The organism is Granulicatella sp. zg-ZJ (genome assembly GCF_010892355.1).
Lineage (GTDB): Bacteria > Bacillota > Bacilli > Lactobacillales > Aerococcaceae > WM01.
Window position 1 is genome coordinate 21,912 of record NZ_WNJY01000023.1, and the last position, 12,880, is coordinate 34,791.

Below are 12,880 nucleotides of genomic sequence, written 5' to 3' on the forward strand. Positions count from 1 at the left end.
TGCCTCACTTTTTATACCGCTTCAATTTCATTATTTCACCTGATTTTAACGTAATTTCCACATCATCATTACCAACCACTACTTTATCAATTAACTTCCTTACAATCGCTTCATCATATTCCGTCACTAGCGTTGACTGTTGCTCTAGATGTTTTTTTATTTCATGCAACCTACTTTGTTTTTTCTTTTCTATATTATCCCAATGTTCTAATTTAGTGCGTTGCAGTTTTAGTTGATCCAATTGCTCTAAAATATGCGCATAGTCTTTTCTTTCTTGCACACGTATTTCCAATTCATTTTGTAAATGTTCAATTTGTAACTGGATATCACTCAACGATAATCCATCCTTGTTTAAGACCCTTTCAATTTTTTGATTTAGCACTTCTAAAACTTCGTGACGATTCCCCATCAACTTATTTATTCCACGGATAATCATATTTTGGAGCTCTGTCTCATTAATTGATTCTATACAACAACAGGATACACCTTTATCAATTCTCGTTTTACAACGCCAATTTACTGACCTTTTTCCTTTAGAAGACCATTGAATTCTTCTGAATGCACTCTCACATTCTTTACAAATAACCACATTGGATAAAGCATACTTACTACTATACGTTGATTTTCTTTTGTTTTTTCCTTGATATTGTTCTGCTCTTTGTTGCAATTCCACTTGAACTTTATGAAATACTTCTTTTGAAATAATACCCTCATGGCTATTCTCTACATAATACTGTGGTACTATGCCGTTATTCACCACTCTCTTTTTACTCAATACATCCACTGTATAAGTTTTCTGAAGTAAGGCATCTCCCATATACTTTTCATTAGTCAGTATTTTTCGAATACTCCCTGCACGCCATAAACTACGATTAGCTGCAGTCATTATATTATCCGCCATCAAACTATTCGCAATCTTCTGTAAACTTTTTCCCTCTAAATACTCTTTGAAAATCCGTTTAATGATAACCGCTTCGCTTGGTTCTATCACAAGTTGCCCATTATCATCTTTTGTATAGCCTAAAAAACGATTGTGGTTAACCCGCACTTCCCCTTTTTGGTATCTGTACTGAATACCCATCTTGACGTTTTTACTAATGGATTCTGATTCTTGCTGTGCAAGAGAGGCCATAATAGTGAGTAGAACTTCTCCCTTAGAGTCCATCGTGTTAATATTTTCTTTTTCAAAATAAACTGGAATTTTATACTCTTTTAATTGCCGAATATAATGCAAGCAATCTAATGTATTTCTAGCAAAACGACTAATCGATTTTGTAATAATCAAATCAATTTCGCCATCTTTACAAGATTGGATCATCCGATTAAACTCAGTTCGTTTCTTGGTATTCGTTCCGCTAATGCCATCATCTGCAAAAATACCTGCCAATTCCCATTCTGATTTAGATTGAATGTAATTTGTGTAATATTCAACCTGCGCTTCATAACTGGATGCTTGTTCTTCACTATCTGTACTTACTCGACAATATGCTGCTACTTTTTTCTTAGGCTGTTCTTTTAATTGTTCACCATACCCCACGGTAGATTGTGCGGGTATTACTTTTACAATTTTTCTTTCTGTCATGTCTATTACTCCTGTACACTAATCAGACTATATAAATATTCAGCATGCTTAAAGGGATTCTCATACTGTCTTTCATTCTCTTTACTATAAAAACTTGTATGAATTACACGCTTTTTTTGCTTAGGTTGAAATTTGTCTCTGCCTAACCGTTTGGCATTATCTTTTCTTTTTTGTTGTGCGTGTTCAAAAGTATCTGTGTCAATTATTGATGGATAATTCATATGCCCTATGTATTTTTTATTTGATAATATTCGACTGATTGTTCCGTGATACCCTAATACTCCAGCCATTCTTGCTGCTTTTTCAAGGGCATTACCTTCTATATAATAGTGATACAACAAGCGCACTTGATTTGCCGTATCTTCATCTACAATAATTGTTCCTTCCGACACTTTATATCCTAACGGTAAATGTTTCATATTATATCAACCTTTCTTCCAATGTTAATCCACACTTTAATACAAACTGAACACATTGCCTTGAAATGATATGTATCTGTTCAATCACTTCAGTTACTAAACTTTCATCATATTCAGTCCAGTACTGAGAACGATTTAGCCTGTGTAACAAAATATCTAGATGTTGTTGAATGCTAACTTTTTGACTATCCATCATTTTTAAATAATTGATTTCTTTAAAGATACGGTCGCTTTCTTTCATCAAATTCAATTCTAAATTCTGATAAGAAATATAATTCAGATATTCACGTTGAAATAAAGATTGTGCTTCTTTCAATTTCATTTGTACATCTTCCAACTCTGATTGTAAGACTTTCAATTTCATTCCATTACTACTGTCATCGTCGTATTGCATGTGTTTTTGTAACGGTTTTAAAATAAACTCTTTACTAAATAACAACTTATTCATCATCGTGATAAACGCTATTTGAATCGCTTCCTCTTCAACATATTTCATACTACAACTTGCTTTGTCTGCTATATGCTTGCTACAACACCACGCAAAGCATTTACCTTGGGTTGTCGTATGCGTTCTCCGTTTAAACGTTGAACCACACTCGGTGCATTTCACTTTTCCTGATAATGCATATCGTTTTTGGTATTTATGTCTATCTGCAACCACACCTTTTTCAAGACCTCGTTGCTTCAATATCTCGTTAGCTTTTTGAAATACCTCTCTATCCACAATCGCTTCATGATGATTTTCGATATAATACATATCTTTATCACCATAATTTTTATGCTTAACGAACTGATTATCCGTGTAGTATTTTTGAAACAATACATCGCCCACGTATTTTTCATTTTTTATAATGCCGATAATAGATGTAGGCGACCATTTATTATTCCTTTTAGTGAGTACCCCTTGTTCGTTCAAACGTTTCGCAACACTTGGTGTACTTTCCCCTTCTAGCGTCCAATTAAAAATGTCTTGAACAATTTTTGCTTCTTCTGAAACAACAACCATATTTCCACCTTCATTTCTATAGCCATATGGTGGATATGAAATCACATAAGTTCCATCTTGAAACCTTTTTTGAATTGCCCATTTTTCATTGTCGGATATAGTCTTAGATTCATTGGCTGCTAACTCTGCCAAAATCGATAGCATCACTTCATCATCCATGCTATCTGTTTGAATATTTTCTTTTTCAAATCGTACCGCAACATCATACACTAGCAATCGTCTAACCAAAGCTAAACAATCTATCGTATTTCGTGCAAATCGACTGATGGACTTTGTCATAATCAAATCCACCAGTCCTTTTTCGCAATCTTCAACAAGGCAGTTAAGACCCGTCCTATGTTTTAAACTAGTACCACTGATACCTTCATCAAAATAAATGCCTACTAATTCCCAATCTAATTGTGCCTTTACATATTGTTCATAATGTTGCTTTTGTGCTTCTAAACTATACTGTTGTTCTTTAGAATTAGAAGATACTCTAGCATATACTGCGACACGCTTCTTTCGATTCACAGCATCTGTTTTAGAAAAGATAACATTCACTTGTTTCATTTACTCACCTCCATTTTGTTATGGACATATTCCCGTAATACTCAAACTATATCAAGTCATTTGTTAGATAATCGATAAATAATATGGGGTAAAGTGTTCAATGATTTTATTATTCAATTGTTGTTTTTCCTCAGCCGTAATCAATTGAGATTCATACAGTTTTTCAACAATTTTTAGACTTAAATAAGCATCATATTCTTTCAACAACTCTACTTCAATACACTTGGTCTCAACTTTTTGTACACTTTTGTTATCTGTTTCTATTCTTATTACTGACATAAAATTTACCTCCTACAAGGTAGCCTTGGTAGGAGGTAAAATCGGACATTTGTAATTAATCTTTTTTATAAAATTCACAAGTATAGCCATCTGCATCTAAAATTAAACCAGTTGCCCACAATGGTACTTGACTCATGATGCGACAGATGTCATCTAAAGAAGCATTTGTTGCTTCAATAATGACTTCATCATGGACATGTGCAACAATCTGATAGTCTTTTAAGTTCTTCATGGCATACATCAAAATATCTCGTGCAATCGCTTGAACAATATTTTCAACAAACTTTGGTCCGTAGCTTTCAATACGCTCCCATTTCTTAGTTGCGCCTACACCCTCATAGGTGACCGATTCTCCACCAAATGTATTCTCACCAATACGTGGTTTTATATAGGTTAGTTTCCGTCCACTTGGCAGATGAATGAAAAGCATACCACTTTGGTAACTGAACGTTATCCCATGTGTTCGAGTGATGCTTCTTTCTTTAACCGTTTCTTTGACACACTTATCAACTGCCCACCATAACTGCACGATTTTTGGATTAGATCCTCGCCACGCATTAACCAGTGGTTGTAACTCTTCTTGTTTAAGTCCCATTTCAAGTGCTCCCATGGCAGTTAAAGCTCCAACTGAACCACCGTAACCACAGGCTAATTCGGCAATCTTCCCTTTCTGCCTTAATTCACTGTTCACTCCGTGTTTTTCAACAGGTACACCAAACATCTGACTTGCCGACATACAATAAATGTCTCCACCTTGTTTAAATAGATCCTCTCGCCACGTTTCTTTTGCTAACCATGCGATAACGCGCGCTTCAATCGCTGAGAAGTCTACGACATAAAACAACCCATTCGGGATAAATGCTGTCCGAATCAATTCGGATAAAACGTTAGACGTATCATTGTAAAGGATACTCAACGCTTCCATGTTGCCTTGTTTGACAAGCGCTCTTGCTTCTTTTAAATCGGATATGTGGTTTTGAGGAAGATTTTGTAGTTGTACCAATCTGCCACTAAATCGCCCAGTACGATTCGCACCTAGAAACTGAAACATGCCTCGACAACGGTTATCCTTACAAGCCACATCTTGCATGGCTTTATATTTTTTAACAGATGATTTGGCGAGTTGTTGTCTTAGTTGCAATACTCTATTGACTGTACCGGTTGTGGTTTCAAGCAATGTATTGACTGCCTTTTTATCTAAACTGCTAACGTCTAATCCCTGGTCGTTTAACCACTGTGATAATTGTTTGACTGAGTTGGGATTCTCTAAATTGGTAAGACGTTGTTGTTCTGCTAATAACAAACATCGATTTTGTTCATCTATTTGAATGGCTTGTTGGACAAAAGTACGATCAATTTGTATACCACGGTCATTAATGCTTTGATCCAATACATACTCATCCCATATAAAGTCTGGTACTTGAAACTTGTTTAGTTTATTGGCTATCGCCATTTCAACTACCACATCACGTTTATTATAGGCTTTGAATTGTATCCATTTATCCTCATCATGGTAAAAGAAGTTTCGTGTTCTGTGTCCATTTGTCTTTGTTGGATGACATGGTACACAAAAATATCGGATGAACTCTTTGCCTGTTTTTAACTTTTGTTCGTCTAATCCTAAAACTGCTCCCACTCCTTCAAGGGATAACGGTAACCCCATGTAAGCAGACCAGACCATCGTACATCGCCAAGCAGATGGGTTTAAATGAACACCTAAATAACGAGATAAACATACCCGTTCAAACTGTGCATTAAATGCCCATTTCAAAACAGCATCATCCTTTATGGCGTCTATAATCTCTTGTGGGATTGTTTCACCTCTTGCCAAATCAACCACTTGCTCATCCCCGTCATCTACTGCATAGGCAAAAAGGAGGACGTCAAAGTCCTCACTCTCTGCATATTTGTAAACACCTGATTTCGTCAAGTTCACACTAGAAAACGACTCAATATCAATGTTTAGTTTTCTCATTTAATTGTTCCTTTACATACAAATACAAATCTAATAATCGTTTGACCACAAACTCCACAACTAAAACACCCACTGCCAAAAAGATAAAGTTTTCCATGCTCATTTTCTTTTTCTCCCTTTCCACTTGTCAATCCAGTCACACATAATATGTATCCACGATGCGATAACAATAGCCACCGCGACACCAAAACACATCATGAGCATAAATCTATCCATCTCTGTCATGTCACATTCCTCCCTAAGCTAAGAAATCATCATCTGTAATAGTGGTGAAATCATCACTCGCACTACTACGTCCACCTAAGGGTTCACCGTCTTTTACTTTTTGGATGTTCCCTAAACCACAAGCAATTCCTTTGTTGCCGTTAGAATTAAATGCATAGAATGATAATGACACACGAGCGTAACATCCAGAATATACGTCATGACGATCCAAAATTGGCTGTACATTCATATCCACAATTTGTGGTTTGGTTAGTGAGTTCGCATTAATGAAATAATGCCCTTTATATGCTTCATCGTCACGTTCGATATCCCCATCACGAAGGGGCGTTTTAATGGCTGCTTTATTCGGTTTCTTGCCACCAAACTTCGCAATTCCCTCTTCAATAGCTGCATCAATGGCTTGTTCGATTTTCTGTAAAGTAGCTAAGTCATCTTTAGGAATTAATACGGACACTGAATATTTTTCAGCACCACCATTAATTGACTTAGGTTCCCAACCATTAAAATAAGATAATCTTGTGTTTAATCCTGTAATCACTTTTGTTTCTTTCATGTTATTTTTCCTCCATAAATTCATCTTTTGCTTGTGTAACATCAATAGCTCTACGCTTATCACTGACGGGTACTAATACAGCTGCTCCAGTAGGTTTGACAATCAGTGTTTTAAATAGTTCTTCAAATGTTGTTTTACCCATTAACTTTTGTAAATCGGTCATAGACAATAGGGATTGTTTATAAATATTGTCATACCCATTTGCTTTTGCGATTTGTGCGACTTTTTCTTCATCTGTAAATTTGCGAACGGTTCTGCTCGCTACTAATTTGAATCCATTCCATGATTTACCACTTTTAATCGCTACTTCAGTGGCATACGCTTTAACTTCATTTGCCCACTTCGCTAAATCATCCACATGATGAAGGACTTCTTCCAGTTCGGCATCGGTTAATAAATGTGGCGACTTCAATTCAAAACGGTCTAACTTTTTATGGTGGTCATACCTTGCACGCAGTACGACACCACAATTTGAGAACTGACACCAAGGTCCATACTCAATGACACCTTTCCCTTCAAATGCCAATTCAGCTTTTTCTTTCAGTTCCGTTTCTGCCCATCCCATCAATTTTTTGGTTGACATCGTATCTGTTGATACATTATATTTTCTCGGTTGAAAGATGGTCATCACCACTTCTTCCATGTCATATAAGGCGTCATATAATTTTAATGCCCCTAGTGCATACAGTTTCATCTGTGGATTATCAACTGCCGATACGTCAACACCACGTCCATACTTAAAGTCGATAATGTGTATTTTTTTATCCGAAACGATGACACAATCCCCTGTACCAAATCCTTCTGACACATAGTCTGAAAAGTCCAAACGTTGTTCAATGAGTACAATCGGATCTTTGGTTGATTGTTTGATGAGGTCAAGTTGTTCTAAAATATAAGTCACATAGTCATCAGTATATTCATCCATATCGCTATCAGATACTGAAATCGTTTTATGCGTCATTCCAAGTGCTTTTTTGAGTTTGTTTTCTGCCACAGCATGTGCTAGTGTCCCCTCATGTGCTGCTTCACTGGTTTTGTTTTCAAAATACGACTCTAGCCTAGGTAATGGTGGACATGTTAACCAACGATGACTGCTTGATGCCGATAATAAAGCGTGGTTATTCATGACCTAATCCCTCCGCTTTCTTTAAAAGTGTAGGGTAATCTTGAGGTTTTACGTCACTTAACTTAGTCGCACCACATGCCGTGATAATTGCCTTGATTTCTTTGGTAAATCCTAATCGACTCTTATCCGCTAGTACCGCTCGGACATCTTCTAATGTTATTTTTTTAGATTCCGATTCAATACTAAAATCCAATACTGTAGAGTCTACCTGTTCCTCTTGTCCTTCTAGTACTGAACATAATTCATCTAAACTAGAAGATAAATGTTTCAAATCATCTATGACTTGTTTTAGAAGCTTCATTTTATCCATTATTTTCTCCTTTCTGGTCAATAGTTACTTCTCCAACCCTATCACTTGGAATAAATATCAGCATATTTTGCTTTTTTCCGAATAGGAATATCATCACTTTCTCACGCATCGACACTTTCCGACATTGCATGACACTTTCCTGTGTAGGCTGTTTTGATACACTAACTTTTAGTTTATGTTTCATTTCTTGTTTCTCCTTTCTAGAGAGTTTCTTTACCTCTCTAATAAATAGCCTTGGGAAAGTATAAAATCGGACATTTTCTTTCAAATTTTTTCAAAAAAAAGGCCTATCCGAGCATTTCTACTCAGATAGGTTTTCTTCTACACTAATTCATTTACCTTATTATGAAATCCATAAAATATTGATAGACAAAACATTGTATATTTTATCAGTACATCCTTCAACTCATAAGCAATTGATATTAACCTTTAATTTAACTTTTTTAAATAGTATTCATAAATTTTTTGATATGACGATAAGTAAGAATTAATGCAATGACCATACAAATTATCATAGGTAATACAATATATACGAATAGTGACGTCCAATCTCTTGCACTAAGTATATTAATACGACCAAAAAATAAAAATACTTCTAATATACTAATCCCTATTATCGACAGCATCATACTACATACAATGGGAATCCCTAGGCTTGTTACTAACCTATTTCTAGGCATTCCCAATAAACCATAGACTAAATATTTTTGATTTTGTTCAAACATATGCGCTTGAATCAAACTATTAAAAATAACAATTGTTAATACAAAAAATATCACTGTCAATAAAATTTTGAATCCTTGCTGAATAAAGTGATATTGTCTAAAGGTCTGTAACTGCCCATATTGATCAACTATTTTAACATTTGGATAATTAGCAACGATTTGACGAATCACACTATCATCTTTACCATAATCTAAATTAGGTATTTTCATTCTCAAACGTGTAACGGATTGATCTAAGTCGTTTTTTTCTAAAAAATTCTTAGAAACAATTAAACGATAGGGTTCAGTAATATCTGATGTATCTAGCCATCCCACTTGTTTATATGCAATACCGCCAACCAATACGTTTAGATGTTTAATATCAAATATACGTTTCGCTGATTCACTATCTAAATTACCATACACACTACTATTCGCATTCAAAGATATAACAGATACTAAATCATTTTCTTTAATTCTATCATCATAAACGGCATTTACATCATCTTTATCAATAGGCTTTGCTTCTTTAAATGTGACTTGATTAACAGGATCAAAACTTTCAAAGTATTGATAGGCTGGAGCAACAAGATAAGCACTCTCCCCATTTATAACACTTTGTACATCCCCAGAAAAATGTGAACTTATCAAATTTATTTTATCATCTGGATATGCAATCGCTCTAATTGTCAACAAGTTTACAGATTGATTTAACAACTCATTCCAAAACGGTCTATCCTGAATCAGCTTTACGGAATACAATTTTTGTAAGTAATCTTGTTGGAATAAATTATCTTTATTAACTAAATAGATCTCGGATAAATTAATGTAACTTTCAAATTGCGCACTTGGAAATTTTTGCGACAATTGTTGTTGAATGTGATTTAATTCTCCGGAGGATTTCATATACTGGATACGATATTTTTCCTTTATATTTTGTGGAATTTCATGATAATTGCCATTATAATAAAATTCCCCTTGTCGATTTGACGGACGCGTAAATACAAATTCATAATCAGAGTCATTCACTATCTTTCCTACCGCATTTGAACTTAAAATAATTGAATTAATTGCTTCAAAATTAAGAAATAGATTCCCGACTAAAAAAACAATTAATATTGAAAAGAATCCTATATTAAGTGATAGATTTATTTTTTTAAAATCAAATGGTATTTTTTTATGAAACACTTTATTGCGTTTTCTTTTCTTAAATGGGAACGATGCAAACAATAACAAGCTCATGATTACTGTTATGCCATACATTACACTATATTTTAAAAAATAGCCCCAAAAATAACTACCATCTACAATATATATTTTCCGTAATGCAACACTTAAAAATAAACTAGTAATTAACAAACACAATAGTACACCAAACACTATTGCTAAAATATTAAAGCACAGAAATTCTAAAAGAAATAATCTTTTCAAATGTGTGCGTGACATCCCTAGTAACCCATAAACATCATATCGCTTACGCACAGATAAAATATATGCACGTAACATGATGATTAAAATAATACAAAAGATAATTGAAGTAATATTGAATAAATACTCAGGTGTATGATAATTATCTGTATTTTTTTCTAAAAATGTATTTCGATAATGATTACCTTGAATACTTTCCCACTCAACATTTTTTTCATTAATATTTAAATTGGCTAGCCATATTCTTCTAAATTCAGAAACTGATCCTATTAATTTTTGCCAATTGTTCACATCAACAATAACATTTGGCATTTTAAACACGGGAGTTTGTTCTACTGTTCCTCTTATCCATAACAAACCCACATTATCAATAACAGCTTTTACACGCCAATCTTTTCCTTCAACTTTCCATAATTCGCCTTCTTTTAATTGATATTTTTGTGCAATTTCTTGAGTAATGACAACTTCATTTTCTGATAAAGAAGGTATATTGATATTCCCTAAATTTTTTGCTAAATCATTAAACTTACCATATACAATATCTTTATCATTTGAAGCATCAAAAATATCAATAACACCATACCGGTTTGAATCATCAATAGTGGTATTTTTAGAATTATAGACAATATGCGTAAATGATCCATATACTTGTTCTTTAGAAAGTTGCAACTCATTTATATAAGCATTTGTTGCAACAGAAACAGAAATAATGCTAGACATTACAACTGAAATAGCTAACATTAAAATCCATAGCATTTTATTTTGTCTATTCATAATTTGTTTAATGAATCGAAACATCATTCTGTCATCACAACCTTACCATTAACCATTTCATACTTTTTATCACCAATATTAGCTAATTTTGGATCATGTGTAACAATGATAATTAATTCAGCAAATTCTTTAATACTGCTCTCGAATAATGCAATGATGTTCTCTGCTGTATGGACATCTAAAGAACCTGTTGGTTCATCAGCAATCAAAATTTTAGGCTTAGTAATTAATGCACGTGCTATAGCACATCTTTGTTTTTCTCCACCAGATAGCTGTTCAGGATATTTTTTGATTAAATGCTTAATATCTAATTTATTAATTAATTGTTCATAAAATGCACGATCCAGTTGCTTTTTATGAATATGAATTGGCAACAAAATATTGTTTTCAACGGTAATTTCTTCAATTAATTTAAAATCTTGCCAAACAAAACCAATATATTTTGAGCAAAAAACACGTCTATGCTCATTATCCATACAAGTAATGTCATTAGAATCAATAAATACTTTACCCGAATCAACAGCAAGTAAACCTGAAGCTACTTTTAATAAGGTTGTTTTCCCTGACCCACTTTTACCAACAACAGTCACAATCCCTTTATCTGATAGTTGCAAATCTAATCCAGTTAAAACGGGAATTATTTTTTGACCTTGTTTAAAAGAAACATGTACATTTTCTACTTGTATCATAAAAACCCTCCTAAAAAATGGAATAGCTTACTTTTAGTAATTTATTTATAGAATTATTATACTAAATTATCTGAACGCTACATTTATTCAAATCGATATGGTGCAGTAGTTGTGTGTACGTGGTCCCAATTGACATAGTAATCAGCTGTACTTTCTCCTGCTTTCCACCAGTTAAATCCAGATTTTAGCTTATAATGTGAAACACCTAAAGCTTCTCCTGATGGATACCCTGTAGAACCATCGTCAAAAGTTAATTGCATATTAATTCGCATATGCCCCTCAGTGTGTGTTGATCTAATTTCAGCCATCGCTTCTAAACCTTCTGCACCATGTAAAAAAGTTAAATTCCCCCTAGAAGTCGCTGAAACACTCTGTACTCCGGTAAATAACAGACCACCTAATAAAACAACACTAAATATTTTTGATTTCAAAGACATAAATATTCACCCTTTCCCCTTAGTAAGCTATTCCTACACAGTTAGTATATCATTTTTTGTAATCGTTATCAAAAAATTGATGAAAAAATTACTATAAAGTAAATATAAATTATATATTTTTTTATTCAATTTTATTTACCCTTTGCTGGACGTGATCATAATCGTATTCTGCTTGGGTTAATCGATTCTTTCTCTCTTGCCCATTACCCCAATGACCGTTGATAACTTCCCTTGCGACCACATCAATTGATTTTAAAGATGGTATCACGGTTTCCACTAACCAATTCATTTCTAATAAATAGTCTTTTGAAAGGAGAAAATCAGACATTTTCCATATAAATTTTTCAAAAATAAAAAAGACCTACCTAAGCATCACTGCTCAGGTAGATTTGGTTATACATTATTTAAATTCATCTTGATATAGCCAATTAAATAACCATTGTAAATCAATGAGTGGTTTTGTTTGTTCATCCGTCACTGGTTTCACAAACTGCTCTATCTCTTCTATAACTTTATTTTTATCTACAGAACTGACATCAACAGTTTCCATTTTTCTCAAACGTGTAACATGCTTTAGTTCAAAATTCTTAGTAAATCTATAAACAATACTGTCTCCGTTTGAATATGCATATTCTGTCTCATCTGAATATATATTTCCGAATCCTTTAGAACCTGTTTCATTAATAATATCTCTTGTCCCATCAAAATCATATTTTATCCATTCTGCATTTGGTTTATAGATCCAGTCCAAATTATCAATTAACATCACTAATTCCGGTTTCTGACTTTCTCCTCTTGGCATCTTTTTCGCATAATATACT

General features: G+C 33.8%; 16 protein-coding genes. All 16 read right to left on the reverse strand.

Annotated features, from left to right (window positions below; all coding sequences use genetic code 11):
• Positions 1-4 precede the first annotated feature (4 nt).
• Positions 5-1,582, reverse strand: a complete 1,578-nt coding sequence (locus GMA11_RS07100; protein WP_163545694.1) for a recombinase family protein — start codon at positions 1,580-1,582, stop codon at positions 5-7.
• 5 nt (positions 1,583-1,587) lie between these two features.
• Complete coding sequence (locus GMA11_RS07105) at positions 1,588-2,001, reverse strand: recombinase family protein (RefSeq protein WP_163545693.1); 414 nt, start codon at positions 1,999-2,001, stop codon at positions 1,588-1,590.
• 1 nt (position 2,002) lies between these two features.
• Positions 2,003-3,559: a recombinase family protein gene (locus GMA11_RS07110; RefSeq protein ID WP_163545692.1), complete on the reverse strand. Its 1,557-nt coding sequence runs from the start codon at positions 3,557-3,559 to the stop codon at positions 2,003-2,005.
• 63 nt (positions 3,560-3,622) lie between these two features.
• Positions 3,623-3,838 carry a hypothetical protein gene (locus GMA11_RS07115; RefSeq protein WP_163545691.1) on the reverse strand — a complete coding sequence of 72 codons (216 nt, stop codon included), beginning with the start codon at positions 3,836-3,838 and terminating at the stop codon, positions 3,623-3,625.
• Positions 3,839-3,893: 55 nt separating this feature from the next.
• On the reverse strand, positions 3,894-5,813 hold the full coding sequence (locus tag GMA11_RS07120; RefSeq protein WP_163545690.1) for a DNA polymerase: 1,920 nt from the start codon (positions 5,811-5,813) through the stop codon (positions 3,894-3,896).
• Entirely contained in the window at positions 5,794-5,916 is a 123-nt protein-coding gene (locus GMA11_RS09445) for a hypothetical protein (RefSeq protein ID WP_255465983.1), read from the reverse strand. The genes GMA11_RS07120 and GMA11_RS09445 overlap by 20 nt, the downstream gene beginning before the upstream one ends.
• Positions 5,913-6,038: a hypothetical protein gene (locus tag GMA11_RS09450; protein ID WP_255465982.1), complete on the reverse strand. Its 126-nt coding sequence runs from the start codon at positions 6,036-6,038 to the stop codon at positions 5,913-5,915. Before GMA11_RS09450 ends, GMA11_RS09445 begins: the two co-directional genes overlap by 4 nt.
• Before the next feature lie 13 nt (positions 6,039-6,051).
• The gene (locus GMA11_RS07125) at positions 6,052-6,615 is read right to left on the reverse strand and encodes a DUF2815 family protein (RefSeq protein ID WP_163545689.1); all 564 of its coding nucleotides are present in this window, start codon (positions 6,613-6,615) and stop codon (positions 6,052-6,054) included.
• Positions 6,593-7,717: a DUF2800 domain-containing protein gene (locus GMA11_RS07130; protein ID WP_163545688.1), complete on the reverse strand. Its 1,125-nt coding sequence runs from the start codon at positions 7,715-7,717 to the stop codon at positions 6,593-6,595. The genes GMA11_RS07125 and GMA11_RS07130 overlap by 23 nt, the downstream gene beginning before the upstream one ends.
• Positions 7,710-8,027, reverse strand: coding sequence for an rRNA biogenesis protein rrp5 (locus tag GMA11_RS07135; protein ID WP_163545687.1), 318 nt, complete (start codon positions 8,025-8,027; stop codon positions 7,710-7,712). Before GMA11_RS07135 ends, GMA11_RS07130 begins: the two co-directional genes overlap by 8 nt.
• Positions 8,020-8,211 (reverse strand): hypothetical protein, encoded by a 192-nt coding sequence (locus GMA11_RS07140; RefSeq protein WP_163545686.1) that lies wholly within the window; start codon positions 8,209-8,211, stop codon positions 8,020-8,022. Before GMA11_RS07140 ends, GMA11_RS07135 begins: the two co-directional genes overlap by 8 nt.
• A 259-nt stretch (positions 8,212-8,470) precedes the next feature.
• Positions 8,471-10,933, reverse strand: coding sequence for an ABC transporter permease (locus tag GMA11_RS07145; protein WP_163545685.1), 2,463 nt, complete (start codon positions 10,931-10,933; stop codon positions 8,471-8,473).
• A 23-nt stretch (positions 10,934-10,956) separates the two neighbouring features.
• Positions 10,957-11,622, reverse strand: coding sequence for an ABC transporter ATP-binding protein (locus GMA11_RS07150; RefSeq protein WP_163545684.1), 666 nt, complete (start codon positions 11,620-11,622; stop codon positions 10,957-10,959).
• Positions 11,623-11,705: 83 nt separating this feature from the next.
• Positions 11,706-12,059 carry a hypothetical protein gene (locus GMA11_RS07155; RefSeq protein WP_163545683.1) on the reverse strand — a complete coding sequence of 118 codons (354 nt, stop codon included), beginning with the start codon at positions 12,057-12,059 and terminating at the stop codon, positions 11,706-11,708.
• A gap of 121 nt (positions 12,060-12,180) precedes the next feature.
• Positions 12,181-12,387: a hypothetical protein gene (locus GMA11_RS07160; protein WP_205422867.1), complete on the reverse strand. Its 207-nt coding sequence runs from the start codon at positions 12,385-12,387 to the stop codon at positions 12,181-12,183.
• A gap of 72 nt (positions 12,388-12,459) precedes the next feature.
• Positions 12,460-12,880: hypothetical protein (locus tag GMA11_RS07165; protein WP_205422913.1), on the reverse strand; the 421-nt coding region annotated here is incomplete at its 5' end.

Bases quoted from the DNA above. Each gene is read 5' to 3' on its own strand.
- GMA11_RS07130 (WP_163545688.1), bottom strand. From the start codon at position 7,717: ATGAATAACCACGCTTTATTATCGGCATCAAGCAGTCATCGTTGGTTA.
- GMA11_RS07140 (WP_163545686.1), bottom strand. From the start codon at position 8,211: ATGAAACATAAACTAAAAGTTAGTGTATCAAAACAGCCTACACAGGAA.
- GMA11_RS07120 (WP_163545690.1), bottom strand. From the start codon at position 5,813: ATGAGAAAACTAAACATTGATATTGAGTCGTTTTCTAGTGTGAACTTG.
- GMA11_RS07160 (WP_205422867.1), bottom strand. From the start codon at position 12,387: ATGTCTGATTTTCTCCTTTCAAAAGACTATTTATTAGAAATGAATTGG.
- GMA11_RS07145 (WP_163545685.1), bottom strand. From the start codon at position 10,933: ATGAATAGACAAAATAAAATGCTATGGATTTTAATGTTAGCTATTTCA.
- GMA11_RS07125 (WP_163545689.1), bottom strand. From the start codon at position 6,615: ATGAATTTATGGAGGAAAAATAACATGAAAGAAACAAAAGTGATTACA.
- GMA11_RS07100 (WP_163545694.1), bottom strand. From the start codon at position 1,582: ATGACAGAAAGAAAAATTGTAAAAGTAATACCCGCACAATCTACCGTG.
- GMA11_RS07150 (WP_163545684.1), bottom strand. From the start codon at position 11,622: ATGATACAAGTAGAAAATGTACATGTTTCTTTTAAACAAGGTCAAAAA.
- GMA11_RS07135 (WP_163545687.1), bottom strand. From the start codon at position 8,027: ATGGATAAAATGAAGCTTCTAAAACAAGTCATAGATGATTTGAAACAT.
- GMA11_RS09445 (WP_255465983.1), bottom strand. From the start codon at position 5,916: ATGAGCATGGAAAACTTTATCTTTTTGGCAGTGGGTGTTTTAGTTGTG.
- GMA11_RS07155 (WP_163545683.1), bottom strand. From the start codon at position 12,059: ATGTCTTTGAAATCAAAAATATTTAGTGTTGTTTTATTAGGTGGTCTG.
- GMA11_RS07105 (WP_163545693.1), bottom strand. From the start codon at position 2,001: ATGAAACATTTACCGTTAGGATATAAAGTGTCGGAAGGAACAATTATT.
- GMA11_RS07115 (WP_163545691.1), bottom strand. From the start codon at position 3,838: ATGTCAGTAATAAGAATAGAAACAGATAACAAAAGTGTACAAAAAGTT.
- GMA11_RS09450 (WP_255465982.1), bottom strand. From the start codon at position 6,038: ATGACAGAGATGGATAGATTTATGCTCATGATGTGTTTTGGTGTCGCG.
- GMA11_RS07110 (WP_163545692.1), bottom strand. From the start codon at position 3,559: ATGAAACAAGTGAATGTTATCTTTTCTAAAACAGATGCTGTGAATCGA.